General features: G+C 72.7%; 25 protein-coding genes. 9 read left to right on the top strand and 16 right to left on the bottom strand.

Going from position 1 to position 26,847, the window contains the following annotated elements:
- Positions 1 to 72: 72 nt before the first annotated feature.
- The 4 genes from ABZ078_RS40310 (at position 73) to ABZ078_RS40295 (ending at position 2,334) form a co-directional block, all read left to right on the top strand.
- Positions 73 to 624, top strand: coding sequence for a DUF5753 domain-containing protein (locus ABZ078_RS40310; RefSeq protein ID WP_356583499.1), 552 nt, complete (start codon positions 73 to 75; stop codon positions 622 to 624).
- Positions 621 to 839 carry a DUF397 domain-containing protein gene (locus tag ABZ078_RS40305; protein WP_356583498.1) on the top strand — a complete coding sequence of 73 codons (219 nt, stop codon included), beginning with the start codon at positions 621 to 623 and terminating at the stop codon, positions 837 to 839. The genes ABZ078_RS40310 and ABZ078_RS40305 overlap by 4 nt, the downstream gene beginning before the upstream one ends.
- Positions 840 to 904: 65 nt before the next feature.
- Positions 905 to 1,540: a hypothetical protein gene (locus ABZ078_RS40300; protein ID WP_356583497.1), complete on the top strand. Its 636-nt coding sequence runs from the start codon at positions 905 to 907 to the stop codon at positions 1,538 to 1,540.
- A gap of 5 nt (positions 1,541 to 1,545) precedes the next feature.
- Positions 1,546 to 2,334, top strand: a complete 789-nt coding sequence (locus ABZ078_RS40295; RefSeq protein WP_356583496.1) for an N-formylglutamate amidohydrolase — start codon at positions 1,546 to 1,548, stop codon at positions 2,332 to 2,334.
- Between the two features lie 10 nt (positions 2,335 to 2,344).
- Here the strand turns inward: ABZ078_RS40295 and ABZ078_RS40290 are convergent, their stop codons facing one another.
- Genes ABZ078_RS40290 through ABZ078_RS40280 form a run of 3 tightly spaced genes read right to left on the bottom strand, consistent with a single transcriptional unit; the run spans position 2,345 to position 4,901 of the window.
- Entirely contained in the window at positions 2,345 to 2,821 is a 477-nt protein-coding gene (locus ABZ078_RS40290; protein ID WP_356583501.1) for a hypothetical protein, read from the bottom strand.
- 8 nt (positions 2,822 to 2,829) lie between these two features.
- Complete coding sequence (locus ABZ078_RS40285) at positions 2,830 to 3,405, bottom strand: sigma-70 family RNA polymerase sigma factor (protein ID WP_356583495.1); 576 nt, start codon at positions 3,403 to 3,405, stop codon at positions 2,830 to 2,832.
- A 59-nt stretch (positions 3,406 to 3,464) separates the two neighbouring features.
- Positions 3,465 to 4,901, bottom strand: a complete 1,437-nt coding sequence (locus ABZ078_RS40280; protein WP_356583494.1) for a S8/S53 family peptidase — start codon at positions 4,899 to 4,901, stop codon at positions 3,465 to 3,467.
- Between the two features lie 147 nt (positions 4,902 to 5,048).
- Between ABZ078_RS40280 and ABZ078_RS40275 the strand changes: the two genes are divergently transcribed.
- On the top strand, positions 5,049 to 7,616 hold the full coding sequence (locus tag ABZ078_RS40275; protein WP_356583500.1) for a CHAT domain-containing tetratricopeptide repeat protein: 2,568 nt from the start codon (positions 5,049 to 5,051) through the stop codon (positions 7,614 to 7,616).
- A gap of 13 nt (positions 7,617 to 7,629) precedes the next feature.
- Here ABZ078_RS40275 and ABZ078_RS40270 read toward each other — a convergent pair whose 3' ends face one another.
- Positions 7,630 to 9,546, bottom strand: a complete 1,917-nt coding sequence (locus tag ABZ078_RS40270) for a LuxR C-terminal-related transcriptional regulator (protein WP_356583493.1) — start codon at positions 9,544 to 9,546, stop codon at positions 7,630 to 7,632.
- Between the two features lie 94 nt (positions 9,547 to 9,640).
- Between ABZ078_RS40270 and ABZ078_RS40265 the strand changes: the two genes are divergently transcribed.
- Positions 9,641 to 10,726 carry a M12 family metallopeptidase gene (locus ABZ078_RS40265; protein WP_356583492.1) on the top strand — a complete coding sequence of 362 codons (1,086 nt, stop codon included), beginning with the start codon at positions 9,641 to 9,643 and terminating at the stop codon, positions 10,724 to 10,726.
- A 127-nt stretch (positions 10,727 to 10,853) separates the two neighbouring features.
- Here the strand turns inward: ABZ078_RS40265 and ABZ078_RS40260 are convergent, their stop codons facing one another.
- A complete protein-coding gene (locus tag ABZ078_RS40260) occupies positions 10,854 to 11,294 on the bottom strand; it encodes a GNAT family N-acetyltransferase (RefSeq protein WP_356583491.1) in 441 nt (146 codons plus the stop codon).
- A gap of 168 nt (positions 11,295 to 11,462) precedes the next feature.
- Between ABZ078_RS40260 and ABZ078_RS40255 the strand changes: the two genes are divergently transcribed.
- Entirely contained in the window at positions 11,463 to 12,035 is a 573-nt protein-coding gene (locus tag ABZ078_RS40255; protein WP_356583490.1) for a MarR family transcriptional regulator, read from the top strand.
- 58 nt (positions 12,036 to 12,093) lie between these two features.
- Here ABZ078_RS40255 and ABZ078_RS40250 read toward each other — a convergent pair whose 3' ends face one another.
- The 10 genes from ABZ078_RS40250 to ABZ078_RS40205 form a co-directional block, all read right to left on the bottom strand.
- Entirely contained in the window at positions 12,094 to 12,804 is a 711-nt protein-coding gene (locus ABZ078_RS40250) for a gamma-glutamyl-gamma-aminobutyrate hydrolase family protein (protein ID WP_356583489.1), read from the bottom strand.
- The gene (locus ABZ078_RS40245; RefSeq protein ID WP_356583488.1) at positions 12,801 to 14,291 is read right to left on the bottom strand and encodes an aldehyde dehydrogenase; all 1,491 of its coding nucleotides are present in this window, start codon (positions 14,289 to 14,291) and stop codon (positions 12,801 to 12,803) included. Before ABZ078_RS40245 ends, ABZ078_RS40250 begins: the two co-directional genes overlap by 4 nt.
- A gap of 112 nt (positions 14,292 to 14,403) precedes the next feature.
- On the bottom strand, positions 14,404 to 15,852 hold the full coding sequence (locus ABZ078_RS40240) for an APC family permease (RefSeq protein ID WP_356583487.1): 1,449 nt from the start codon (positions 15,850 to 15,852) through the stop codon (positions 14,404 to 14,406).
- Positions 15,853 to 16,012: 160 nt separating this feature from the next.
- On the bottom strand, positions 16,013 to 16,657 hold the full coding sequence (locus ABZ078_RS40235) for a TetR family transcriptional regulator (protein ID WP_356583486.1): 645 nt from the start codon (positions 16,655 to 16,657) through the stop codon (positions 16,013 to 16,015).
- A 62-nt stretch (positions 16,658 to 16,719) separates the two neighbouring features.
- Entirely contained in the window at positions 16,720 to 17,565 is an 846-nt protein-coding gene (locus ABZ078_RS40230) for a fumarylacetoacetate hydrolase family protein (protein ID WP_356583485.1), read from the bottom strand.
- 8 nt (positions 17,566 to 17,573) lie between these two features.
- Positions 17,574 to 18,500: a 3,4-dihydroxyphenylacetate 2,3-dioxygenase gene (locus ABZ078_RS40225; protein WP_356583484.1), complete on the bottom strand. Its 927-nt coding sequence runs from the start codon at positions 18,498 to 18,500 to the stop codon at positions 17,574 to 17,576.
- Positions 18,493 to 19,956 (bottom strand): aldehyde dehydrogenase, encoded by a 1,464-nt coding sequence (locus tag ABZ078_RS40220; protein WP_356583483.1) that lies wholly within the window; start codon positions 19,954 to 19,956, stop codon positions 18,493 to 18,495. The genes ABZ078_RS40225 and ABZ078_RS40220 overlap by 8 nt, the downstream gene beginning before the upstream one ends.
- 51 nt (positions 19,957 to 20,007) lie before the next feature.
- Complete coding sequence (locus tag ABZ078_RS40215) at positions 20,008 to 20,820, bottom strand: acetoacetate decarboxylase family protein (protein WP_356583482.1); 813 nt, start codon at positions 20,818 to 20,820, stop codon at positions 20,008 to 20,010.
- An 11-nt stretch (positions 20,821 to 20,831) separates the two neighbouring features.
- A complete protein-coding gene (locus tag ABZ078_RS40210; RefSeq protein ID WP_356583481.1) occupies positions 20,832 to 22,040 on the bottom strand; it encodes an FAD-dependent oxidoreductase in 1,209 nt (402 codons plus the stop codon).
- Positions 22,041 to 22,045: 5 nt separating this feature from the next.
- On the bottom strand, positions 22,046 to 22,234 hold the full coding sequence (locus ABZ078_RS40205; protein ID WP_356583480.1) for a ferredoxin: 189 nt from the start codon (positions 22,232 to 22,234) through the stop codon (positions 22,046 to 22,048).
- Positions 22,235 to 22,553: 319 nt separating this feature from the next.
- On the opposite strand from ABZ078_RS40205, the gene ABZ078_RS40200 reads away from it, so the two are divergent.
- On the top strand, positions 22,554 to 23,909 hold the full coding sequence (locus tag ABZ078_RS40200) for a glutamine synthetase family protein (protein WP_356583479.1): 1,356 nt from the start codon (positions 22,554 to 22,556) through the stop codon (positions 23,907 to 23,909).
- A 15-nt stretch (positions 23,910 to 23,924) separates the two neighbouring features.
- On the top strand, positions 23,925 to 25,223 hold the full coding sequence (locus ABZ078_RS40195) for a cytochrome P450 (RefSeq protein ID WP_356583478.1): 1,299 nt from the start codon (positions 23,925 to 23,927) through the stop codon (positions 25,221 to 25,223).
- Here the strand turns inward: ABZ078_RS40195 and ABZ078_RS40190 are convergent.
- A complete protein-coding gene (locus tag ABZ078_RS40190; RefSeq protein WP_356583477.1) occupies positions 25,210 to 26,673 on the bottom strand; it encodes a BBE domain-containing protein in 1,464 nt (487 codons plus the stop codon). The two genes, ABZ078_RS40195 and ABZ078_RS40190, sit on opposite strands and share 14 nt — an antisense overlap.
- Positions 26,674 to 26,847 lie beyond the last annotated feature (174 nt).

Here is a 26,847-nt window from a genome sequence, read left to right as displayed (position 1 = left end):
GTGGAGTCAGATAATGGAGGACTGTCTGCGGGTCGCCCAGGAGAAGGGTGAGCTGCAGGCCGGTGTCGAGCCGTGGGAACTCGCCGAGCTGGTCGCCTGCGCAGTTACGAACCCACCTTCGTGCACGGCCTGTTGCAGACCGCCGACTACGCCCGCGCGGTGATCGCCGCCGTACGGCCCAACGAACCGTACGAGGTCGACCAGTTGGTGCGCTTCCGCAAGGAGCGGCAGGCGCTGCTGACCAGGACGCCCGAGCCGTTGGAGCTGTGGGTGGTGGTGGAGGAGAGCGCCCTGCGCCGCCCCGTCGGCGGCACCGAGGTCATGGTGGCCCAACTGGAGCACCTGGCCAGGACGGCGGAGCTGCCGAACGTCACCATCCAGATCATGCCGACCGCGAAGGGCGCCCACGCGGCCCTCGCCGGGACCTTCTCGCTGCTGGAGTTCGGGCCGCGCGAGCCCACCGTCGTCTACGTCAACTCGATCGCCGGAAACGTGTACTTGGAGAAAGAGCGCGACGTGCGCACCTTCGTCCAGACCTTCGACCTCGTGCGGGCCGCCGCTCCCGACCCGCAGGAGACACCCACCACGCTGGAGCGGATCGCAAGGGAGATGCAGGGGTCATGAGCGCGCACGACGGACGCAGGCTGCCGCGAGCCGACCTCGACGGGGCCGACTGGCGCAGGAGCAGCCGCAGTTCGGGCAACGGGGCGTGCGTCGAGGTCGCCGCCGTCGCGGGCCTCGTCGCGGTCCGGGACTCCAAGAACGCGCGGGGACCGGCGCTGGTGTTCGCACCGCACGAGTGGCGGGCGTTCCTCGGCGCAGGGCTCCGCCCCCGCTGAGCGACGACAGGAAACCGTCGGCGGGCCGGGGCGGTGAGCCACCGGAACAGTTGCCGCACGTACGAATGGAGTACGACGCGCGACCGGCCCCTTGGCGCGTCGGGCTGCCCGTGAACGAGGTCACCTCTCCCCCGCCCGTCGCGTCCGGTGCCTTCTACACCGTGGAGACCTTCTGGACAGCGGCCGGGGTCGCCGTGACCGTGCTCGTGGGTCTCCTCGCGATGTGGACCGCGTTCCGGTCCACGCATCCCAAGCGGCGGCTCAACTACACCGTCAGCCACAGCCCGTTGGTCCAGCCGTGTGTGGACGGGAGTCTGGAGATCCGGTGGAACGGCACGTTGCTGACCGATCCGCACCTCGTTCAGGTGGTGCTGACCAACCCCGGTCGGCGGGACATCGCCAGCGAGGCGTTCGACCGGGGGGAGCCGTTCCAGGTGGACCTGGGCGTGCCCTGTCTGGAGCTGCTGCGCACCGAGACCAGCCCCGGCGCGGCCCGGGCTCCGCAGGTCGACGTGTGCGGCTCGCGCCTGAGCATCGGACCGGGTCTGATCGGCTGCGGCACGACGATCACCTACCTCCTGCTCGTCGACACGGCACCGGTGTACGACTGCCGGCACTCTCTCGTCGACGTGAAGGTGCAGCAGGTCTCCGTGACCCCGCCGCGCCGCACCGACCGGCCGCCCCTGACCAGAACGCCTTGAGGCCCATGACTGCTTCCTTCGAGCTGCTGCCCGGCTCCGACGACTCCCCCGTGATCCTGCACGTACCGCACAGCGCGCGGGACATCCCGGCCGATGCGCGGACCGCGATCGTGCTGGACGACCGGGCCCTGGAGCGGGAGCTGGACCACATCACCGACGCACACACCGCCGAGCTGGCGGAGGCGGCGGGCAAGCGGGCCCGGGTGACGCCCTGGCGGTTCGTCAACCGGCTCTCCAGACTGGTCGTCGATCCGGAGCGGTTCCCCGACGAGCGCGAGGAAATGCTGGCCGTCGGCATGGGCGCCGTCTACACGCGGACCACGCACCTCGCCGAGCTGCGGCCCGCGGACACGAACCCCGAGCCCCTGCTGAAACGGTACTTCCGGCCGTACGCGCGGGCGATGACGCAGGCCGTGGCGGACCGGCTCGCCGCCACGGGCCGGGCCGTGATCATCGACGTGCACTCCTATCCGACCGCCCGACTCCCCTACGAACTGCACGGCGAGGGCCCACGGCCGCCGGTCTGCCTGGGCACGGACTCCTTCCACACGCCGCCCGAGCTGCTCGCGGCGGCGCGCGAGGCGTTCGCGCCGTGCGGGGAGACGGGGCTGGACACTCCGTTCAGCGGCACGTACGTCCCGCTGGAGTTCTACGGCACCGAGCCCCGGGTCGCCGCCCTGATGATCGAGATCCGCCGCGACACCTACATGACCGAGCCGGGTGGCCCCGCGGGTCGCGGACTCACCCGGCTCGCGCGAGCGCTGGCAGCGCTGGTGGACGCCGTCGCACGCTGACGGTGACGGCTCAGGCCCGCAGCCACTCGGTCACCACGACCTCGCCGCCGGCCCGCAGCCGCAGCGCGAAGGGGCCGCTCGCCGGTGCGTCGCCGGTGAAGCGGCCCATGGCGTCGGCGTCGAGCGGCACGGCCGTCTGCGGGCCGCCGAGCACCTCGATCCGCGCCTGCCGCGGCGGCAGCACCTGCCCCATCAGGCCCTGCGCCGTCAGCTCCACGTCGATGGTCACCTCGCCCGCGCGGAAGGTCAGCATCCGCGGTGTGTCCGTCGCCCCCCTGACCGGAATGGCGTCCACCACCGAGTCGAACGTCACCTCGGCGATCCGGGCGTCGAGGTCGTGCAGCGCGAAAGCCTCGACGGCGAGCTGCCTCAGGTGGGCCGGGACGGGGTCCAGGATGGCGGCGGCCTGCCGGAGTTCCTCCTCCAGCGGTCCGACGTCGAACCCGTCCTCGCCGAGGGGCCCTTCGTCCCTGACTTCGTCGTGCATGTCGTCGTTCACAGCGCTCCCCGTGCGTCGATTCGGGCCCGAAGGCGGCGCAGACAGCGCTGGCGCAGCGGTCCGATGCTGCCCACGGCGATGCCCAGTGCGGCGGACACCTCCTGGTAGCTGGGCGGCGGCGAGGCCATCAGCACCCGCAGCAACTGGCGGCAGCGTTCCCCGAGTTTCTCGAACTCCTGCCACATCCAGCGGATGCGCTCCGACTCGGCGGCCGCCTCCTCGGAGTCCAGCAGCGACTGTTCGGGCGTACGGTCCTCGCTGATCCGGTCGAGCAGTTGCGGATCGTTCGTCACGGTCAGCCGCCGCAAACTCTTGAGCACCTTCAGACACTCGTGCCGAGCGGTGCTCGCGAGCCACGACCCGGCCTTCTCGGGTTCACGGATGCGCCCCAGGTGCTGAGCGAAGCGGAACCAGACGGTCTGGTACACCTCATGGGCGTCGGCGTCGTTGAGGCGGTGCGCGCGCACCACCGACCACACCAAGGGGCTCAGCCCCTCCACGAGCGCCTTCCAGGCCGCCGCGTCGCCGTCGACGGCGGACTGGACCAACGCACCGACGTCTGCACGGTCCACAGCCCCACCCCTCGTGTACGGCAAGTCATCGTACGCCGCGGAGGGGACGGTTCCGACCCTCATGGCCGAGGAGCCGGCGGCACGACCGGGACGGGGCGCCAGGTCGGGGGGCGAAGGGCCGGTACGTGCGCCCCGCGCACCTCGGCGAAACCGGAGTTCGCCGCGAGCATCTTGTACCGGGCGACCCGCGGGTCGGTCTCCTGCTGCGCGGTCATGTGGGCGGCGATCATGCCGGCGACGACGGGGGTGGCGAACGAGGTGCCGCTCCAGTGCGCGAGCCCTTCGAACATCACCTGGTCGGGCTTGGTGGCGCAGCCCTCCTCGCTCAGCACGCCGTTGTGGCGCGGGGACTGGCAGGTGCACGCGTAGCCGAAGCCGTACCGGCAGGCGTCGTAGGTGGAGTGCTGGTAGACGTACGGCACGGGCGTGTCGAAGCCGGTGAGGACGCTGGTGAGGCGCTCGCCGGGCGCGTACGCCTTCACCCAGGCGCCGTGGTTGCTGAAGCAGGCGCCGAACTCGCCGTCGCTGCGCAGCGCGCCGACCGACAGGACGACGTCCTGGTAGTCGGGCAGGTCGGCGTAGGCGGCGGGCCAGAACGGCGTGGCGCTGCCGTTGTTGCCGGCCGCCGCGACGAGCAGGGTGCGCTGTTCGCGCAGCTCCCGCATGAAGGCCTCGACGCCGAGCAGGCCGTCGGTGCGGCCGTTGGAGGTGCCGGCGGAGAGGCTGAGGATGTCGGGCCAGCCGCCCGCGTCGACGGCCTCGAACAGCTTCTCGCCGAACTCTGACTCCAGGATGGCGCCCGCGTCGTTGAGGGAGTTGCGGACCGTGATGTCGGTGTTGGGCGCGACGGCGGCGACGAGTCCGGCGATGAACGTGCCGTGCCCGACGTACTCCTGGAGGACGCCGTCGTCGTCGCACTCCTTGATCTGCGCGTCGCCCTCGGTGTGGGCCAGCAGCGGGTGGGACCGGTAGTCGTGCATGAGGCCGGTGTCGATGACGAGGACGCCGACCGCGGTGTCCGGGTCGTGGGTGCCCTCGGCCGCCGCCGGGTTGAGCCCCTCGCCGAGCGGGACGGGCGCGGGTTCGTCGCCCGGGCAGGAGTTGACGCCGCCCGCGATCGCCACGAGGTGGTTGCGGCTGACCAGTCGGCGTCCGGCCCGGCCCTCGGTCTCCCGCAGGGCGCGCAGCGCGTGCGCGACGGTGCGGTCACCGCGCGAGCCGCCCTCGCCGGGGTCGCCGACCTGGATGCGGGTGATGCCGGAGCGGTTGGCCCGCGGGCTCGCGCGGCGTACGCGGTCCTGCACGAGGTCGGGTTCGGCGGTGAAGTGCGCCCGCACGGTGTCCTCGACCAGGCGGGCGTCGTCGCCGTCGCGGACCAGCACGTAGCCCTTCTCGAAGATGAACTCGGCGGAGTCGTCCGGTCCCATCGCGAGGGGGACGTCGGGCATGGAACGCTGGATCTGCTCGAACTGCTCGTGGAATCGCTGTGGTGCCATGGCGTGTCCTCCCGCTGAGGCGACGGTCGTCAGTCAGAGCCGTGCGGTCGCTGATTGATACAGCGCCAACCCGTGTGGCACGGTTCCGCGGCAACTACCATCCGTGGGGTGACAGCGGGAAGCGACTCGGTTCTCGAACTGCTGCCGATGGTGTTCGCCGCCCCGAACGACGCGCTGGCGAGAGCGGAAGGCGTGCTCGACGCCGATCCGTCACCGCTGCACGCCTCCGTCGCCCACCAGGTGATCGGCATCTGGCAGCGGGACTGGGGCGACATGCGCATCGCCCTCCATCACCTGCGGAGGGCCCGGGATCTCGCGGCACGCGCGGAGTCGGCCGACCGGGAGGCGGACGTCCTGGCGGCCCTCGGGGTCGCGTTGGTGCACGCGGGGCGCACTCAGCAGGGGCTGGCCGCGCTGGAACGCGGGATCGCGCGCGGCAGCGGGCACACCCGGGCGCGGGTGCTGTTCCGCCGGGCCTACGCCCGCTGGGTCCTGGGCCGTCACCGGGAGGCGCTGGAGGACGTGCGCCGGGCGATACCCGTGCTGCGGCAGGCGGAGGACGTCATCTGGACGGCGCGGGCGCTGACGCTGCGCGCGACCGTGCATCTGGCGCTCGGCGCGGTGGACCGGGCGGATGCCGACTTCACGGCGGCCGAGGCGCTGTGGGACACCACCGGCCAGGAACACGACAAGGCGGACGCGGTGGAGAGCCGGGGGCTCGCGGCGTTCCGGTCGGGGGACATCCCGGCGGCGCTGCGGCTGCTCGACGAGGCCGAGGAGCGGTACGCCAAGCTCGGCACGCCGACGTTCATGCTCAACATCCGCCGCTGCGAGGTGCTGATGGCCGCCGGGCTGCCCCGGGAGGCGCTGGCCGAGGCCGACGCGGCGATCGCCGTGCTCGACGGCATCGGCGGCCAGTCCACCCGCAAGGCCGAACTGCTGCTGGCCGCGGCGCGCGCCGCGCTGCTCGCGGGCGACGCGCACACCGCGATCGCCCGCGCCGACATGGCCGTACGGCTGTTCGCCGGGCAGCGGCGCGGCTGGTGGGAGGCGCACGCCCGGCTGGTGCTGATCGAGGCGCGGGTCGCCGCCGGACGCAGTTCGGGGCGGCTGGTGGCCGACACGGCCGCGGTCGCCGAACGGCTGGCCGCCTTCGGCGCTCCGGCCGCGCCGGAGGCCTCGCTGCTCGCGGGCCGGATCGCGCTGTCGCTCGGCTGGCGGGCCGACGCCGAGCGGCATCTGGCGCTCGCCGCCCGCAGCCGGCGCAGCGGGCCGCCGCTGGCGCGGATGACGGGCTGGGCGGCGCAGGCGCTGCGGGCCCGGGCGGCCGGGTCGGGGCGGGGTGTCCTGGAGGCGTGCCGGCGCGGTCTGGACGTGCTCGACGACCACCGGATGACGCTGGGCGCCTCCGAGTTGCGGGCCCGCGCCACCGCGCAGGGCGCGGAGCTGGCCGCGCTGGCCCAGCAGGCCAGTCTCGACTCGGGCAGTCCGCGGCGGCTGCTGGTGTGGAGCGAGCGCTGGCGGGCCACCGCGCTGTCGACCCCGCCGACCCGGCCGCCGGCCGACCCGGAGCTCCAGAGCGACCTGACGGCGTTCCGGGAGATCGCGGCCCGCGCGGAGGCCGCCCGGATGGAGGCCCGGCCCGTTCCGGCGCTGGAGCGCGAACAGCGGCGCCTGGAGCGGGAGATACGCTCCCGGACCCTGCACATGCGCGGCGACGCGCCCGGCGACGGCTACCGCTTCGACCCGGGCCGGCTGCTGGAACGGCTCGGCGACGACGTACGGCTGGCCGAACTCGCCGTGCTGGACGGTCGGGTTCAGGTGCTGCTGTGCGGGCAGGGGCGGGTGCGCCGGTTCGAGGCCGGGCTGCTGGCCGAGGCGGAGACCGAGGCCGAGCACGTGCAGGCCGGGCTGCGGCGGCTGGCCCACCCGGGTGCGGAGGGGCGGCTGCCGGTGGTGCAGGCCGCGGGGCGGCGCCTGGAGGAGCTGCTGCTCGGTCCGGCCGCGGCACATCTGGGCGACGGCCCCGTGGTGGTCGTACCGCCCGCCCGGCTGCACCGTGTGCCGTGGGCGCTGCTGCCGTCGCTGCGGGAGCGGGTGCTCAGCGTGTCGCCGTCGGCGAGCAGCTGGCTGCGCGCCCGGGAGACCGAGCCGCCGCCGGGCGGCCGGCATGTGCTGGTCCGCGGGCCGGGGCTGGCGACCGGTGGCGCGGAGGTGCCCCATCTGGCCTGCCGGTACGGCGGATCCGTCGTCCTGGAGCACGCGGAGGCGCGCGTGCCGCGCGTGCTGGAGGAACTCGACGGGGCGGCGCTCGCCCACATCGCGGCGCACGGCACCTTCCGTGCGGACAGCCCGCTCTTCTCGGACCTGCGGATGGCCGACGGGCCGCTCATCGTCCACGACTTGGAACGCCTGGACCGCAGCCCGTACCGGATCATCCTGTCCTGCTGCGACACCGCCCGCTTCGCCTCGGTCGGCGCCGACGAGCTGCTCGGCCTGGTCACCGCCCTGCTGCCGCTCGGCACGGCGGGCGTGGTGGCGAGCAGCGCGCCGGTCAACGACGCCGCGGTGGTGCCGCTGATGCTGGCGCTGCACAAAGGGCTCAGCGCGGGGCTCTCCCTGGCGGAGGCGCTGCGGGACGCGCGGGCGGCCCTGCCGGGCGACGCGCTGCACCAGGCGACCGGGTGGGCGTTCTCGGCGTTCGGGGCCGCCTGATCGGCCGGTTCCGCTACGCCGGCTGCGCGTGCGGGAGTTCCACCAGCCACGGCAGGGCTCCGCGGTCGCCGGCGCCGAGGCGGGCGTAGGCGCCGTAGAGGTGGTTGCCGACCGTGCGGACGGACAGGGTGAGCTTCTCGGCGATCTGCCGGTTGCTCAGTCCCGCGGCGGCCAGCGTGACGATCTGCCGTTGCCGGGTGGTCAGTTCGCCCAGGACCAGCCCGGACAGTGCCGGGGTGCGGGCACCTTGGCAGCGGCGGGCCAGGGCGACGGCACGCGTGCGTGCGGTGCGGGCGGCGCGCGGGTCGCGGTGGGCCCGTACGGCCTGGGCGTGCGCCTCGGCCGCGTACAGCAGGAAGCCGCGCTCCGCGAGCTGTTCGGCCACGCGGTCGAGCGCGGGACCGTCGCCCCGGGCGAGCGCTTCGGCGTGCGCGGCGAAGACGCCCGTCAGGCGGCCCGCGGCACGCTCGGGCATGCCGAGGCGGACGGCGTCGTACGCGTCGCCGGTGATCGCCTCGACCGCCCGGCCCGCGTCGCCGCGGGCCGCTGTGGGCCAGGTGGCCGCCCCACCCCCGTGGGGGCGGCCACCCAGGATCTCGTGCGCAGCCGTCGGATCGCCCGACTGCGCTGTGGCGAGGGCGAGTTCGAGGCGGCAGGACCGGTCGTCCCGGCCGTCACGCAGCCCTTCGCGCGCCCACGCCGCCGCCTCGCGCAGCTCACCGCGCAGCCGCGCGAACCGGGCGCGTACGGCCGCGTATCCGGTCGGCACCCAGGCGCCCTCCGCGACCAGCCACTCCCCCACGGGCGTCGGCATCGTCCGTACGTCCGCCCGCTCGATGCGTCGGGTCAGCGCGGCGCGCTCGGCGTCGAGGGCCGGGCCGTACTGGTCCGGCGAGCGAAGCGAGATGGGGGTCCCCCCGGCCGGAGGCTGGGGGAGGGACAGCCGCCTCGCCCGCAGCCTGCCGGCCGCGGCCCGCAGCACCGGGCCGTGCAAGGGGTGGGCGAGGCGGACGGCGCCCTGGTCGTCGACGCGGACGACGGCGTCGGCCTCCAGGCGTTCGAGGGCGTGGAGATCGAGGTCGTCCAGGTCGAGCGGCAACGGCTCGGCGAAGGCGAGGCGTTCGAGGGCCTCGCGCTCGGCCGGGCAGGGGCGGTCGAGGACGTGCGCGGTGCGTTCCCGTACGGTCGCGGTGAGCGGCAGCGGGCCACGCCACGCCCACTCGTCCGCATCCGCATCGGCGTCCGAGTCCGAGTCGGAGTCCGCGTTCGCGTCCGGTGCCGGGGCCGGGTCAGGGACGCGGGTGAGCAGTCCGTGCTCGCGCACCGCGCCCACCAGGTCCCGCAGCAGCCGCAGGTCTCCCTGGCACAGGCGGTGCAGCCGGTTCACCGTGAGGACCTCGAGGCCGCGGCCCCCGAGTCCGCTCGTCAGCAGGTGGGCCGTCGCCTCGCGGGGCAGCGGCTTCAGGTGGAGGCGGGGCAGGAGTTCGCCCGTCCACAGGCGGGAGACGGCACCCGGGGCGGGGGCGCCGTCGGTGGTGACGACCAGGAGACGGGTGCGGCCGTGCACGGCCAACTGGTGGACGAGGGCGGCCGAGGCGTCGTCGAGCAGGTGGGCGTCGTCCACCAGCAGCAGCCGTACGTCCGACAGGTGCTGGAGCGCGTCGTGCAGGGAGGCGGTCTCGGGCACCAGATGCGCGAACGCGGCGAAGCGGATCCGGCGGGTCTCGGGAGTGCCGGCCACCCTGGCGTGGTCGGTGCCGCGGGCGGCCTCGGTGACGAGCCTGGTCTTGCCGCACCCCGCCGGGCCGGTGATCACCATGCCGTGCCGGCCGGCCATGAAGGAGCCTCGGACCAGTTCCCGTTCGTGTTCCCTGCCGGTGAACGGCCAGGGCGTGTCGAGGGCCTTCGCGTCCCCTTCGAAAGTCGTCACGGCAATAGGAGCGCGGTGACTCACCCTTGATACACGGGTACTTGAGTAGGCCCCGACTCAGGCGCCCCCGCCAGGCCGGCGGCACTCTGTTCGCATGACCGCACGCTACTGCTCCCTCGCGCGGCAGTCGGCGCCCGCCTTCGCGCCGGGGCTGGCCGCCGAGCGGCTCGGCGCGCTCGTCAGCGGGCGGCGGATGTGGGTCAACGGCACCGTCCTGCACTACCACTTCTTCGACCGGGACACGGACGGATCCGTGATCCCCGACCCGGAGACCGGGCGGGCCCGGCACGTGTCGTGGGTCGGCGGCAAGGAGCAGCGGGACGTCGTGCGCGAGTGCTTCCGGGAGTGGCAGGGCCTCGGCATCGGGCTGTCGTTCGTGGAGGTGGGCGACCGGTCGGAGGCCGAACTGCGCATCGGGTTCCAGCTCGGCGACGGCTCCTGGTCGAGCGTGGGCAAGGACGCGCTCCGGGTCGGCCTGAACGAACGCACCATGAACTTCGGCTGGGACCTGACCGCGCCCGGGGAGCGCGGAACGGCCCTGCACGAGATCGGGCACGCGCTCGGCATGCTGCACGAGCACCAGAGCCCGTTCGCCGGCGTCCACTGGGACGACGAGGCCGTGTACACCGATCTGGCGGGCCCGCCGAACTTCTGGAGCCGGGACAAGACGTTCTTCAACGTCCTGCGCAAGCTCGATCCGCGCGAGGTCAACGGCTCCGTCTGGGACCCGCACTCGATCATGGGGTACCCCTTCTCGGCCGGGCTGATCCTGGAGCCGGAGCAGTTCCGCGCGGGCCTGAACCCGCCGGGCGTGCTGTCCAAGGCCGACAAGGAGTTCGTCCGCCGCTGGTACCCGGCGGCTCGGACGCCGGGGCCGCGGGAGCTGGTGCCGTTCCGCTCGGTGCCGCTGCGGCTCGGACCGGCCGGGCAGGCCGACTTCGTCGTCGAACCGCCGGAGACCCGCGCGTACACGGTGGGCACCTTCGGCGACGGCGACACCGTCGTCGTGGTCTTCGAGGAGCGGGACGGCGAGCCCCGCTACCTCACCGCCCAGGACGACGGCGGCACCCCGCACAACGCCACCGTCGAGGCCCGCCTCGTCAAGGGCCGCCGCTACTTCGTCCGGGTGCGTCTGTATTCCAGCTGGGGGTCCGGGGAGACCGCGGTGATGTGCTGGTGACGGCACGGATCCGCTGACCGACCGTCCACAGTCCGGCGCCGGGGGAGCGGCTGGGGCCGGTCACCTTCGGGGGAGGGTGACCGTCCCCGGCCACGCCACCCGGGCGAGCGCCTGGCGCCCGCGTCGGCTACAGATCCCGGGTGAACACCACCATCGGCCGGCCCGGCCCGTCGTAGTCCTCCTCGACACGCGCGTCGAAGCCGAGGCTGTGGTGGAAGGCGAGGGAGCCCTTGTTGCCGAGGGAAGTGATCGCCTTGAGGCGGACCGCTCCCTGACCTCGGGCCGCCTGCGTGAACTCCCCGTAGAGGCGGCGCCCCAGGCCGGCGCCACGAGTGTCGTCGCGGGTGGCGATGAGGTGGACGTACCCGGTGCGGTCCGGGGTGACGAAGCCGATGACGTATCCGCGGATGCCGTCCTCGGCGCGGGCGACCAGACAGGTGGCGCCGAACTCCCGCACCAGCACCGGCTGGTGGAGCGCGCGCAGGTCCCGTTCGCCCCAGTAGCGGGGATGGTCCTCCACCACCTGGTGGAGATCGGCGACATCGGCGGGGACGATCTCGAGCGGCATGGCCCCAGCATGGCACGGGTGGTGCGGGCGGCCGGGAGCGGGCCGCGGGCTCCAGAGCTCCGTCACTCTTCGTACAATTTGAGCCCGAACGACATCTGAGCCCGAACGACATCTGCTCCGCGTCCGGCACCCGCTTGTCCGGCGCCCCGCGGCCGAAGGAGTGTGCCCATGCCCGGCCAACGATCGATCACCGAAGCCGAGAAGCTGGCCGAGGCCAAGCTCGGTGGTATCCCGCTGCACCGGGAGCAGATGGCCGTCGTCGCCAACATCCATCGCGCGGCCTCGGCGGTCCGCCAGCACCTGGAGAACTCCGTGCTGCGCGGGGCCGATCTGACCTGGACGGCGTTCGTGGTGCTGTGGGTGGTCTGGGTGTGGGGCGAGTCGGAGACCCGGCATGTCGCGGAGGAGGCCGGGATCTCCAAGGGGACGCTGACCGGTGTGTCGCGGACGCTGGAGCGGCGGGGGCTGGTGAGGCGGGCCGGGCACCCGACCGACGGCCGGCTGGTGCTGCTCAGCCTCACCGAGGAGGGCGAGGCGCTGATGCGGCGCCTGTTCCCGGCGTTCAACGAGGAGGAGGCCTTCGTCGCCGGGCGGCTCAGCGACGAGGAGTGCCGGAGCGTCGCGGAGGGGCTGCGCCGAGTGGTGCTCCAGGTCGAGGAGCAGGGCGAGGAGCGCCGGGTCGCCCTGCTCGACGGGGCCGAGCCCGCGCCGCGGCGCAGCGGGCGGCGACCGAAGGCCTGAGCCGCGCCGCCAGCCCGCCAGCCCGCCTGCCCGCTCGCCTGCCAGCCCGCCTGCCCGCTCAGCGGCTCTCGCGCGCGGCGCGCACCAGGGCGTCGAACAGGCCCTGCTGTGCCGGGTCCCGGTGCGCGGTGTCCTCGGGGTGCCACTGCACCGCAGTGAACCACCCTTCGGCGTCCGGGAGTTCGACTCCTTCCACGGTTCCGTCGGCGGCGCTCGCGGTGACCGTGAGTCCTTCCCCGAGGCGGTTCACCCGCTGGTGGTGGTAGCAGGAGGCGTCCACTTTCTCGGCGCCGGTGGCCCGATCCAGCAGGGTGCCCCGCCGGATCGGAACCGGGTGCACGACGTGCCGGTGTTCGCGGTCGGGGCCGCCCATGTCCTGCTCCAGTGTGCCGTCGAGCGCCACGTTCACGACCTGGAGACCGCGGCAGATCGCCAGCAGCGGGACGCCCAGGGACAGAGCGCACCGGGCGACTTCGAGGTCGAAGGCGTCCTGGAGGTCGTCCACGTCGTAGACGCTGTCGTGCGCGTCGGCGGCGCCGTAGCGGTGCGGGGCGAGGTCGCCGCCGCCGGGGAGCAGGACGCCGTCGAAGCGGGCGAGCCGTTCGGCCACGTCGGCTTCGGCGGGGTCGGCCGGGTGGATGCCCGCCGGTTCGCCGCCCGCTCGCCACACCGCCTCGACCAGGGCACGGGCGCTCACCTCGGCGGCGTAGCGCAGGGCGGAGGTGGTGGCGGAGAAGCGGGCGGGGACGGCGATCAGGGGGCGGGTCACAGCTGGATCCAGGTGGTCTTGAGCTCGGTGTACTTCTCCAGGGCGTGCACGGACTTGTCCCGTCCGTTCCCGGACTGCTTCATGCCGCCGAAGGGGACGGTCAGGTCGCCCTCCTCGTAGCAGTTGACCCAGACCGTGCCGGCCTTCAGTGCGCGGGAGACCCGGTGGGCGGTGGCGAGGTCGGAGGTCCACAGGCCGGCGGCGAGGCCGTACTCGGTGGCGTTGGCCAGCCGTACCGCCTCGTCCAGGTCGTCGAAGGCGAGGACGGACAGGACGGGCCCGAAGATCTCCTCGCGGGCCAGCCGCATCCCCGGATCGACCCGGTCGAAGACGGTCGGCTCCAGGTACGTGCCACCGGTCTCGGCGAGGGCGCGCTCGCCTCCGGTGCGCAGCCGGGCGCCCTCGTCGCGGCCGGTGCCGATGTGGCCGAGGACGCGGCCGAGGTGGGCCTCGCCGACCAGGGCGCCCATCTCGGTGGCCGGGTCCAGGGGGTCGCCGATGCGCAGCACGCGTGCGCGGCGTACGACGGCCTCGGTGACGCGCTCGGCGACGGAGGAGTGCACGAGGAGCCGGGAGGGGGCCGTGCACATCTCGCCCTGGTTGAAGAAGATGCCCCAGGCGGCGGTGGCCGCGGCCCGCTCCAGGTCGGGGGCGTCCGGGAGGACGATGTTCGGCGACTTGCCGCCGAGTTCCAGCCAGACGCGCTTGAGGTTGGAGTCGGCCGCGTAGCGCAGGAAGTGCCGGCCCACGGCGGTGGAGCCGGTGAAGGCGAGGACGTCGACGTCGGGGTGGCGGCCGAGGGCCCGGCCGGCGACGGGGCCGTTGCCGTTCACCGCGTTGAGCACACCGGGTGGCAGTCCGGCCTCGGTGGCCAGGCGGCCGAGCAGGAGGGCGGACAGCGGGGAGTGCTCGGACGGCTTCAGTACGACCGTGCAGCCGGCCGCCAGCGCCGGGGCGACCTTCCAACTGGCCAGCGTCAGCGGGAAGTTCCAGGGCACGACCGCTCCGACGACACCGGCCGGCTCGCGCGTGACCAGGGCCAGGGCGTCGGGGGCGGTGTGCGGGGACTCGTCGGTGAGCTTGTCGGCGAGTTGGCCGTACCAGCGGAAGGTGGTGATGGCGGCGCGCAGTTCGATGTCGTACGCGTCCGTGATGGGTTTGCCCATCTCCAGGCTGACGGTGAGCGCGAGTTCCGCGCGCCGCTCCTCCAACAGGTCGGCGATCCGCAGCAGCGCGCGGCCTCGCTCGACGGGTGCCAGGCGCGGCCACGGTCCGGCGTCGAAGGCACGGCGGGCTGCCGCGACCGCGGCGTCGACCTCGGCGGCGCCCCCGTCGGCGACCTGCGCCAGCACCTGGCCGTCCCGGGGCGAGACGACCGCGAAGGTCTCTCCCCCGCCCGGCTCGTCGGCGCCGTCGATGTGGTGGGCGCCGGGCGGATCCAGGGACTTGGCGCGGCGCAGCCACTCTTCGTGGGTGGCGTCCAGCATGCGGGACTCCTCCAGATGATGTTTGATCTCAAACGATATGGTCGAAATGGGGCCCCGCCTGCCATGGGGCTGCCATGGGGTCGACACCCCCCGACCCGGTGGCGGGCGCGCCCTACGGACGGGCCAAGCGCGTCAGCCGGCCCGCGACGACGCCCAGCACCAGGACGGCCGGAACGGTCACCTGGAGCCATACGGCCGTGGTCCGCTCGCCGCCGATGAGCGTCGTGAAGTTCTCGACGATCAGCCAGATGGCCCCGGCGATGCCCACGGCCCCCAGCACCGGGGCGATCAGCGTGTTCCAGGGCCGGGTGTCCAGGCGCTCGCGCCGGAAGAAGACGACGACCGAGGCCGAGGTCAGGAAGTACAGCAGCATGATCGCGAGCACGGCGATCCCGCTCCCCCACGAGAACAGGGTCAGCACCGGGTCCTTGCCGGCCAGTGCGAACGGGATGACCAGCACCGCGGCGATCACCGTCTGCACGAAGCCCGCGACGCCGGGCGAGTGCCGGCGGTTGACCGCCGACAGTCGTCGCGGCAGCAGGCCCTCGCGGCTGAGCGAGAACAGGTAGCGGTTGGCCGAGTTGTGGAAGGCGAGGATGCCGGCGAAGAGGGAGGTGGCCAGCAGGACGGGCAGGACGTCGTTGACCCAGGCACCGAACTGCGCGGCGATCGGCCCGAAGACGAACGCCGTCGAGTCGCCGCCCTCCAGTGCCTGACCGGCTGCCGCGGTCGCCTTGGAGGCGCCGTAGGAGGAGATCAGCATCCAGGAGGCGAAGGCGAAGAAGCCGGTGACGAGGGCGACGGCCAGATACGTGGCCCTCGGCACGGTCCTGCGGGGCTCCCGCGCCTCCTCGCCGTAGATCGCGGTGGCCTCGAAGCCGATCATCGACGCCACGGCGAACATCAGCGCCACACCCGGGGCCCCCTCCAGGGCCGCGCCCGGCGAGAACGTGTCCGCGAGGCCGAGCCCCTCGGGTCCGCCGCCCTTGGCGAAGGTGACGAGGGCGAAGGCACTCAGGACGCTGAACTCGGCCAGCACGAACACCGCCAGCACCTTCGCGCCCATCTCGATGCCCAGGGCGCCGAGGACCTGCACGATCGCCATGGTGACCAGAGCACACGCCCACCAGGGCACGTCCGCCCCGGTGTGGTGCGCCAGCAGACCGCTGACGGTCGCGCCGTACAGGCCGTACATGGCGGCCTGGATCGCGCAGTACGCGAAGAGGGCGATGCCCGCGCCGCCGTTGCCGAGGTCCTTGCCGAGCCCTTTGCCGATGTACCGGTAGAAGGCCCCGGCGTCCACGACGTGCCGGCCCATCGCGACGAAGCCGACCGAGAACAGCAGGGTGATCAGGCCGGCCGCGAGATAGGCGGCGGGGGCGGCGGCTCCGTTCCCGATGGCCACGGCGATGGGTACGGCGCCCGCGACGCCGGTCAGCGGCGCCTGGGCGGAGAGGACGAAGAAGAGGATGCCCAGCACGCCGAGGGAGTTGGGCTTGAGCTTGCCTGCGGTGGAGGCGTCGGGCGCGGTCTGGTTCCGGACCGCCGTCTGACTGTCCACTCGGATCACCTGCCTGGGGAAGAGGACTTCGTTTCAGGCCAAACGAGTTGCCTCATGGTGGGCTGGAACTATCCGTTTGGCAAGGGGTGCCGCCGGGATTGGGTACGAACACGAGAAAGGACCCCGGACCACAGGTACCCGGGGTCCAGAAAAACGCAGGTCAGCCGTCGTTCTCCGACATCTCGTCGCCGTCGGCCGCCAGCAGCCGCAGCAGCCCGCGCAGCTCCTCGATCGCGGTGTCGGTGGTCTCGGGCTCGCCGAAGACGAGCTGGTGCAGCACCAGCCCGTCCAGCGCCGCGAAGACCAGCCGGGTCAGCGGGCGGCCCGCGTCCTCGGGCAGCATCCGGGACAGCTCGCGCTCGGTGGCGTCGAAGTAGCGGTCGTACAGGGCGCGGATCTGCGGCAGCAGCTCGGGGCGGCGCCGGGACTCCAGCAGCAGCTCGTACTGGAAGGCCTGGATGTCGGGGTCGGCGGTGACCATGTCCGAGACGCCGACCGAGAAGTCGGCGACCTTGCCGGTGCCGGGTTCGAGCGCGCTGGTGCTGAGCGAGGTGCGGATGGCGTGGGCCAGCGCCTCCTCGATCAGCGCGTCGCGCGAGCCGAAGTGGTGGACGACCAGTCCGTGCGTGGTCCCCGCCTCCTGCGCGACCGCCCGGTAGGTGAGCTTGCGCAGCCCGCCCCGCGCCACGACCCGCACGGCGGCGTTGAGCAGGGCCTCGCGGCCCTCGCCGTAGTTCATGCGCCGGCGCGGCTTGCGGTCGTCGGATCCCTCGGGTCCGTCGGGTCCCTCGGCGGGTGCGGTCATGTTCGCGACCTTACCCGCCGGGTCGGACAGGGCCGTACGCGTGGTCAGCGCCGTCCCCCTGGTCACCGCCGGGGCGGCCGGATGCCGCGGAACTCCCAGTCCCCGCCGAGCGCGGTGGACAGCACCTCCTCGGACTCGGTGGGCTGAGCGCCGACGTCGGCGCGGATCGGGGTCGGCCCGGTGACGATGTGGTTGGTGAGCCGGCCGAGGCCCTCGACCTCGACCTCGACGACGTCGCCGGGCTGCACGGGCCGGGAGTTGGCGGGCGTGCCGGACAGCAGCACATCGCCGGGGTACAGGGTGATGGTGCGGGCGATGTCGGCGACGAGGTAGTGCATGTCCCACTTCATCTCGTCGGTGGAACCGTCCTGGACCACCTCGCCGTTGACGTACGTCCGCAGCCGCTTGCCGTGGAAGTCCCAGTCCGTCACCAGGCCCGGGCCGAGCGGGCACAGGGTGTCGGAGCCCTTGACCCGGAGCATGGAACCGGCGTCGGTGTCCCGGAAGTCGTGCAGGCCGTAGTCGTTGGCGACGGTGTACCCCGCGATGTACTCCCCCGCCTCGGCCGGGGAGACGTTCCGCGCGGTCCGCCCGATGACGATGGCGACCTCGCCCTCGTAGTTGAGCCACTTGCAGCCCTCGGGGCGGACGACGGCGCCCTTGTGGGAGTTCAGGGAGGAGGTCGGTTTGTGGAAGTAGGTCGGGGTGTCCGGGAGTTCGATCCGGAACTCGTCGACCCGGCTGCGGTGGTTGAGGTGGACGGCGACGACCTTGGAGGGGACGACGGGCGGCAGGTGCTGGGCGTCCTCGATCTTGACGCGGCGGCCGTCCCCGGCGACGAGTTCGTCCCCGTCGACGGTGACCTGGACGGCGGCGCCGTCGAGGAGGACGCGGCGGTACTCGGGCATGAGGTCTCCTAGATACGGCGGTGAGGGGGGCGCTGGGCGGGCAGGCCGGTGCCGGTCCAGCCGTCGGCGGGCCGGTCGAACCAGAGGTGGACCTGGCCGGTGCCGATGGAGTTCTCGTACTCCCCGTACTGGCGGGCCCTGGCGACGCAGGCCCGCTCGCCGAGGGCGCCGGCCATCATCAGGTAGTGGAAGAACCTGGCCTCGGGCTTGTAGGTCCAGAACTCGTCCATGGTGTCGAGGACCTTGTCGTGGCGGCCCTCCTTGAACCACGCGATGCGCTCGTGGTCGGCCTCGCGGGCCTGTGGCGTACGGATGTGCACGGGGTCGCTGGCCTCGTGGTCGCGCAGCTCGCGCAACGGCCAGAAGGTGTGCGAGAGGGCACCGGAGGCGATCAGCAGGACGCGCCGGCCCGGGGTGGCGGCGATCCCGTCCGCCAGGGCCCGCCCCAGCCGCAGGTGGTCCTCCATGTCACCGGTCTGGCACACGCCGATGGTCACCCACCGCTTGTCCGGCAGCCCCTCCCCCAGGTACTTCCAGAGGTTGATGGTGGCGTAGTAGATCGGCAGGTACTCGTCGTCGATCGCCGTGATCCAGGTGCCGTGCCGGTCCGCGAACCTCTCGACGTTGCGGGCGAGTTCGGGATCGCCGGGGAAGTCGTACGGCATCCGGCACATCCCCCGCGGCAGCTCCTCGGAGGTGAACAGGCCGGCGCGGCGCCGCTGGGCGGTGACCACGAACTCGACGGTCGTCGCCCAGTGGGAGTCGAGGACGACGACGGTGTCGTAGTCGTCGCGTGCGAAGACGTCCTCGCGGAGCTGCCGGAGCCCGGTGACGAGGGTGATCTCCTTGCCCTCGTTCAGCTCCAGCCGGTCGGCCTCCGGCAGCACGATGGTGGGGACGTGGGCGAGCAGCCCGGCCCCGACGATCTCACCCATGGTCCTGGTTCCATCCCTTCGGGGCGGTCACGGTGTTCTTCAGGTCGCAGTAGAAGTCGAAGCTCCAGGAGCCGCCCTCGCGACCGACGCCGGAGTGGCGGGAGCCGCCGAAGGGGGCCCTCAGGTCGCGTACGAAGAAGCAGTTGACCCAGACGGTGCCGGCCACGAGCTGCCCGGTGACGCGCTCGGCACGCTCGGGGTCGCCGGTGGCGACGGTGGCGGCCAGCCCGAAGCGGGTGTCGTTGGCGAGGCGTACGGCTTGGTCCTCGTCGGTGAAGGTCTGGAGGGTCAGGACCGGTCCGAAGACCTCCTCCTGCACGATCTCCGAGTCCTGGGCGACGTCGGTGAGGAGGGTCGGCGCGTAGTACTGCCCGTCCTTGCGATGTCCGCCGATGACCGCACGCGCCCCGGCCTCGACGGCCCGTCGCACGAAGCCGTCGATCTTCTCCAGCTGGCGCGGGTGGATGTTCGGCCCGATGTCGGTGGCGTCGTCCCGCGGGTCGCCCTGCGTGAGCGCCGCGGCCTTCTCGACGAACCGGCGCGTGAACTCCTCCGCGACCGGCTCCTCGACGAGGAGGCGCGTCGCGGCCAGGCAGACCTGCCCCGCGTTGTCGTACTGCTCCACCGCGAGATCCACCGCGAGGTCCAGGTCCGCGTCGGCGAAGACCAACAGCGGTGACTTTCCGCCGAGTTCGAGGCTGAGCGGGGTCAGGTTCGCGGCGGCGGACGCGGCGATCCGCCGGGCGGTGGGCACCGAGCCGGTGAAGCTGATGCGGCGTACGTCCGGGTGGGAGGTGAGGGCGTCGCCGATCTCCGAGCCGTAACCCTGGACCACGTTCAGCACCCCGTCGGGCAGCCCCGCCTCGGCCGCGATGTCGGCGAGGAGGGAGGCGGTCAGCGGGGACCACTCGGCGGGCTTGAGGACCACGGTGTCGCCCGCGGCCAGAGCGGGGGCGACCTTCCAGGTGGCCAGCATCAGCGGGGCGTTCCACGGAGTGATCAGCACGCAGGGGCCGGCGGGGTCCCAGCTGACGTGGTTGGTGTGCCCGCGCGTGTCGAAGTCCTCGTGGTCGAGCCCGAGCAACCAGTCGGCGAAGAAACGGAAGTTGTGGGCGACGCGCGGCATGACGCCCCGGCGGTGGGAGCGCAGCAGGGCGCCGTTGTCGGTGGTCTCGACGATGGCGAGTCCTTCGATCCGCTTCTCCACGCCGTCGGCGATGGCGTGCAGGACGCGGGCGCGTTCGGCGCGGGGGGTGGCGGCCCAGGAAGGGAAGGCCGCCTTGGCCGCCGCGACGGCGGCGGCGGCCTCCCGCGCCGTACCGCGGGAGATCTCACCGATCGCACTGCCGTCGATCGGCGAGACGTCGGTGAACGTTTCGGCGGAGGCGACCCGTTCGCCGCCGATCCAGTGCCGGGTGTCGACCGTGACACCGGCGACAGTGATCTTGTCAGACATGAGAGAAGGGCTCCTTGTCGTCAGGAAGGGCAACGGCGGTCCGCCCAGGGCTTATTCGGCGGACGCCCCGGACGTACCGGACTCCAGCAGCCGCCCGCCGTCCCAGACCACCCCGACCTGGCGGTAGTAAGCGGCGATCGGCTCCCGGATCTCCAGTCGGGCCAGCTCCTCGGTCGGCGCCTCGAACAACGCCAACTCGGCGTCCCCGACCCACGGTTGCCCGCCCTCGAAGGAGGCCGCACCGGACTCGATCAGTTCATCGAGAGCGAGCCCCTTGCCCTTCTCGATGGACGGCAGCCATCGGTGATGAGCCATGGGATGCCCATTGACGAACCCGTTGGTCTCGGACGGCTCCCGCAGCGTGACCACGGCCTGCGCCAACCGCCGGTCCGCAGCCGCCAGCGTCGCCCCGAACCGCGCCCCCGCCTCGATCCGCGGAGCGGGGCCGTAGGGATGCGGCCGCGTCTGGTGAATGGACCCGAGCTTCTTCGGATACCCCTGATGCAGCCCACGCGCGATCGCGAAGTCCTTGTCGACCCAGATGTGGACGCACCGCGAGTGGATCCGCCCCCGGTACTTGCACCGAACGACCGCGAAAGCCTCCTTGTACTGGGCCAGCACCGGATCGAGCAGCTCCGCCCCCGACTGCGAGCACGACTGCCAGTCGGCCCAGATCAGCGCCACGGCGCCCGGATCCTCGTCCGCCAACTCCAGCGGCTCCGGCAGAAGTTCCCGCACCCGGGCCGGATCGGTCCGGTACTCGACGGTCAGCAGGTCGCCCGAGTAACGCCACGGCGGCGACGGAATCAGCGACGAGGCACCGCTCGCCGTCTTGGGATGGAAGTAGCCACGGACTGAGGACATGACGGGGTTCCTTACGCGGTGAGAGCGGGCTGCTTCAGCAGCTGGGCGCGGTAGCGGGCGGCACCTGTGGCGGCGCTGTGGCCGCCGAGCGCCACGACGCCGACGAGCCGGTCGTCGGCGTGGTAGCCCACCAGGACGTCGCCGTCCGGGTCGCCGTCCAGGATTCGTACGTCGTCGAGGCCGAGGCCGGGCGCCCCGAACGACTGCAGCCGGAAGTCGTGCTGGTCGCTCCAGAAGGTGGGCAGCGGTGCGAAGGGCGCCGACTCGGCGTCGGATCCGGTGAGACGGGCGACGAGCGCCTTCGCCGCGTGCTTGGCGGTGTCGGTGGGGATGGACCAGTGCTCGACGCGACGGGGCACACGGTCGTAGCGGGCGTTCGGGAAGCGGGCCACGTCCCCGACGGCGACGACCTCCGGGCGGCCGCCGACCCTCAACTGCTCGCAGGTGAGGACGCCGTCGGAGAGGTCGAGGTCGTTGCCCCGCAGCCACTCGACGTTCGCGACCGAGCCGACCGACTCGACCACCACGTCGGCGGGCAGCACCGTGCCGTCGCTCAGGACGACGCCGGTCACCCGTTCGCCGCCCTGGAACCCGGCGACCCCGGAGCCGAGCGCGAAGCGCACCCCGCGCTCCTGGTGCCGCTTCAGCAGCGCGCGGCCGAGCAGTGCGCCGAGCGGGCCGACCATGGGCAGCGGCAGCGGATCGACGACGGTCACCTCACGGACGCCCAGTCCTACGGCGGTGGCGGCGACCTCGCAGCCGATGAACCCGGCGCCGACCACGACCACGCGGGCATCGGGACGGGTCAGCTCGTCCCGCAGCCTCTGGGCGTCGGCCAGGGTGCGGACCGTGTGGCGGCCGGCGAGCGGGCCGGGGCAGCGCAGTCGCCGGGGCCGCATGCCGGTGGCGACGACCAGGCCGTCGTAGGACAGCACCGAGCCGTCGTCGAGTGCGACGGTCCGCTCGGCGAGCCGGGCCGTGACGACCTTCGTGCCCAGCCGCCACTCCACGTCGGCGACGGCCGCCTTCGGGGTGAAGGCCAGCGACTCGAAGGGCGCCTTGCCCGCGAGGACCTCCTTGGACAGCGGCGGACGGTTGTAGGGCATGTGGGGCTCGTCCCCCACGACCGTGATCGCGCCGGTCCAGCCGACCGCGCGCGCCTGCTCCGCGGCGCGCAGGCCGCCCATCGAGGCGCCGGCGACGACGATGCGTGCGGTCACGGGGCTCAGCCCTCGATCCGGATGGCCTGCAGCGGGCAGACGTCGGCGGCTTCCTCGACCTCGTCGCGCAGCGCGTCGTCGGGGTCGGTGACGTACGCGAGGTGTCCCTCGGCGTCCATCGAGAAGACGTCCGGGGCCGCGAAGACGCACTGGCCGTGGTCCTGGCACTTGTTCATGTCGACGACGACCTTCATGGCCGGTCCTCCTGGGAGTGAGGGCGTCGGAGCGGGGGTGAAGGGGAAGGGAGGGCCCGGCCGGCCTGTGGCCGGGCCCTTGGCCAAAGGGGTTCGAGAGCCGAACCCCTGACTCGTTTGGCTTCAAACAACATAGGAAGCCGCTCGACCCTGGTCAATACCTGTCCAGGTGGATAAATTTTTGGCGCCGCCCTCTTGCGGGACGACGAATCCCGTCCATACCGTTCGGGTTCAAACGACGGCCCCGGGTCGCTGCCTCCCCGCACCCCGGCTCAGGTCGTCCGCACGCCACCCTTCCCATCCGCCCGAGGAGACATCGGTGAGCGCATCCGACACCCCCGACATCCACCGGCACATGGAGCGGCTCGCCGCCGAGGGCGTGGACGTGGTCCGGGTGATCTATCCCGACCTCATCGGCACCGACCGCGCCCGTGACGTCCTGGTGGAGCATCTGCCGTCGGCCCGCGAGCACGGGCTGGCCTTCTGCCGGGCCGTCTACCACACCAGCCCGCAGGGCGACGTGGTCCCGGTCGCGGGCGGCCTGGACGCCGGTCTGCCCGACGTCACCGTGCGTCCCGACCTGTCCACGCTGGCCCCGCTGCCCTGGGAGCCCGGCGTCGCCACCTGCCTCGGTGAGGTCACCGACCCGGCGACCGGCGCCCCCGCCCCCGAGTCACCCCGCGACCTGCTGCGCACCGTGCTGGCCCGCTGCGCCGAGCGGGGCCTGCGTCCCGTCGTCGGCCCGGAACTGGAGTACTTCCTGCTGGAGCCCGCTCCCGGCACGCCCACCGGCTGGCGCCGCGCCCCGGAGACCACAGGCGCCGTCTACACGGCCGGCCTGCGCGCCGACCCCGACAACCACCTGCTGCGCACCCTGCGCCAGTTGCGCGACCTGGACATCGGCGTCATCACCGGCAACCACGAGTTCGACGGCGGCCAGTACGAGATCAACCTCACCCACTCCGACGCGCTGGACGCGGCCGACCGCTCGTTCCGCTTCAAGGCCGCGGTGAAGGAGCTGGCCCGCAAGGAGGGCCGGCTCGCCACCTTCATGGCCAAGCCGTTCACGGACGCGGGCGGCTCGGGCTTCCACCTGCACCTGTCGTGCGACGACGCCGAGCGCCGCAACGCCTTCGACGACCCCGCCGGCGTGTACGGCCTCTCGGCCACCGCCCGGCACGCCGTCGCCGGCATCGTCGCCCACGCTCCCGCGCTCGCCGCGCTGGCCAACCCGACCGTCAACTCGTACAAGCGGTTCGGCCCCGACACCCTCGCGCCCTGGCTGATCGACTGGGGGCTGGACAACCGCAGTGCCATGGTCCGCATCCCGCCCGAGCGCGGCGAGGGCGCCCGCGTCGAACTGCGCCTCGGGGACGCCAGCGCCAACCCGTATCTCATCGTCGCCGGCACCATCGCCGCCGCGCTGCTCGGCGTCCAGGCCGGTGAGGAACCGCCCGCCCCGCTGGAGGGCTACGGCTACGACACCGCCAAATCGGCCGTGCTGCCCGCGGACCTGTCCGCCGCGCTGGACGCCCTGGAGGCGGACACCGCCCTGACCGACCTGCTCGGCAAGGACTTCGTCACGTCCTTCCTGACCTACAAGCGCAACGAGGTCGAACGCTTCCAACGGCACGTCACCGATTGGGAGTTCACCGAATACGCCTACCACCTGTGACGCCTGGAGCCATTGATGACCGAGACGCAGATCCAGCCCCGGACCGCCCACGCCGCGATCGAACCGATGCCACTGGCGGACGTCGACCTCGCCGACCTGGACAACTTCACCGACGGGGTGACCCCCTGGCGGATGTTCCACACCCTGCGCCACGAGGACCCGGTGCACTGGCAGCCGGAGGAGGCACCCAACTCGGGCTTCTGGGCGGTGACCCGGCACGCGGACATCGCCCGCGTCGACCGCGACCCCGAGACCTTCACCTCCACCAGGTTCGTGAACCTCGAAGAGGTCGACGAGGACCAGATCAAGAAGCGCGCCTCCATCCTGGAGACGGACGGCGTCCGCCACCGCGCGCTGCGCAGCGTGATCCAGCGGCAGTTCGGCGCGAGCGTCATCAACAGCTACGCCGACTTCCTGCGCGGCCTGACCGCGACGACCCTGGACGCGGCCCTGGCCAAGGGCACCTTCGACTTCGTCGCCGACGTCTCCGCGGACTTCCCCATCAACGTCCTGGCCCGGCTGCTGGACGTGCCGCCGGAGGACAACCAGCGGCTCATCGACTGGGGCAACCGCATCATCGGCAACACCGACCCCGACTACGCGGACGTACTGCTGCACAGCGAGGAGAGCGAGAAGTACCGCGACCTGCCGTTCCGCTCCCCCGCGTCCGTCGAAGTCTTCGAGTACGGGCGGGAGCTGGCCCGGCAGCGACGCGGCGGCGACGGCACGGACCTGGTCTCGCGGCTGGTCAACACCACCCCGCGCGACGGCGTCCCGCTCTCCCCGCAGGACTTCGACAACTACTTCCTGCTGCTGGTGGTGGCCGGCAACGAGACCACCCGGCACACCATCTCCCACTCCATGCTCGCCCTCCTCCAGCACCCCGAGCAGCTGGCCCGCCTCCAGGACGACCCCTCCCTGATCCCCACGGCGGTCGAGGAGTTCCTGCGCTGGGCCTCCCCCGTCTACCACTTCCGCCGCACCGCCACCCGTGACGTCGAACTCGGCGGCAAGCGGATCAAGGAGGGCGACAAGGTCGTCATGTGGTTCGCCTCCGGCAACCGCGACGAGGAGGTCTTCGGCAACCCGTACGACTTCGACGTCACCCGCGCCGACAACGACCATGTCACCTTCGGCAAGGGCAGCCCGCACCTGTGCCTGGGCAACCTGCTGGCCCGTACCGAGATCCGCATCATGTTCGAGGAGCTGATCCCGCGGCTGGCCGGCATCCGCCTGGCCGGTGACGTCCCGCGCGTGCGCTCCAACTTCGTCAACGGCATCAAGAAGCTGCCGGTCGAGGTCACGCTCGCCTGATCGAGAGGGCGTGGTGGAAGACGTCACGGGGGTCCCACCGCGCCTTGACGCGCTGGAGCCGCCGGTAGTTGTCGCCGAAGTAGAGGGCGTGCCAGGGGGCGCCGGTGTTTCGGGCGGGGTCGGCGAGGTCGGTGTCCGGGTAGTTGATGAACGCCCCGTCGGCGGCCGCGGGGGCGCCGCCGGTGCCGGCGTACAGGTCCTCGTAGAGCTCGCGCAGCCAGCCGACGTGCCGGGCGTCGTCGCGGGGGTCCTCCCATCCGTTGACGTAGAACATCTTCACGCTCGCGTCCCGGTGGGATGTCGCGGTCGCGTCCGGGGCCACGGCGTTGACCTTGCCGCCGTGGGTGTAGAGGCTCACGCTGCCGCCCGGGTGGTCGTAGTCGGCGCGGGTGAGGTGGTGGTGCAGGGCGTCGATCTGCCGGTCGGTGAAAGGCCGGCGCAGATAGCTCGACTTGACCTTCAGCCGGTAGACGGGCCCGGGGTCGCCCGGTGAGCCGGCCTGGGCCGCGGCCAGCCATGCCTGGTTGCGCACCGTGCGGACCGGCTGGACCGGCACGCCCCGGTTGATCGCGGTGAGATGCTCGTCCAGCATCCGTTCGGCGCCGGAGTCCGCGGCCACCTGCCCGATCATGAGGACCGTCCCCGAGGGGCGGCGGGTGAGCGCGAGTTCGCTGTAGAGGGCGAGGTACGGCGAGTCGGGGGCACTGTGCTGCTCGGCCCACTCGGTGTGGTTGCGGACCAGCCGGGCGAAGGACGTCCTGTCGAGCTTCTCCCAGTCCCAGGAGACCGAGAAGCTCAGCACGCCGGACGGCGGCGCGGGCAGCAGGCCGGACGGGTCGTCGCCGACGGCGCCGGGTGTGCGGAACCAGTAGCGGGTGACGATGCCGAAGCTGCCGCCTCCGCCGCCGGTGTGCGCCCACCACAAGTCCCGGTTCGGGTCGGATCGTTCGCGGGTGGCCACGACAGCGCGCGCCCTGCCGTCCCGGCCGACGACGACCACCTCGACCGCGTACAGGTGGTCCACGGACAGGCCCATCAGCCGGGACAGCGGACCGAAGCCACCGCCCAGGACATGCCCGCCGACGCCGACGTCGGCGCACCAGCCGGCCGGGATCGTCACCCCCCAGCCGAGATACAGCCTCCGGTACACCTCGCCCAGCAGCGCACCGGCCTCGACGGCGAAGGCCCGGCGTCCCGGGTCGTAGGAGACGCCCGTCATGGCGGACATGTCGACGACCACCTCCACGGCCGGGTCGCCGACGAAGCCCTCGAAGCCGTGCGCCCCGCTGCGGACCGTGATCCGCCGGCCGCTGTCCACCGCCTGCTGCGCAGCCCCTACGACATGCGCGGTCGTGCCGGTCACCCAGACGTGCTCGGGGCGGCCGACGAACCGGCGGTTGTAGCCCCGGGACGCCAGGGACCGGTACCGCGGATCGCCGCGTCCGACCATGGCCGGTCCGGGCGGCGGTGGGCAGGACGCCCGGTCCCCGGCCGCCGCCGCGACCCCCGCGGCCGACCCGGGGGGCCGCCCCCCCCCCGGCGGGGTCGCCGCGGCCGCACCGGATGGAGAACCGGGTTAAGGCATACAAAATCCACCATAAGTAGGTATTCGGCATGTTCTTGA

Origin of the sequence: Streptomyces sp. NPDC006385, assembly GCF_040612485.1 — a bacterium.
Taxonomy (GTDB): Bacteria; Actinomycetota; Actinomycetes; order Streptomycetales; family Streptomycetaceae; genus Streptomyces.
The sequence above is the reverse complement of the archived record's forward strand: the minus strand, read 5'-3'. Positions and strand labels throughout refer to the sequence as shown.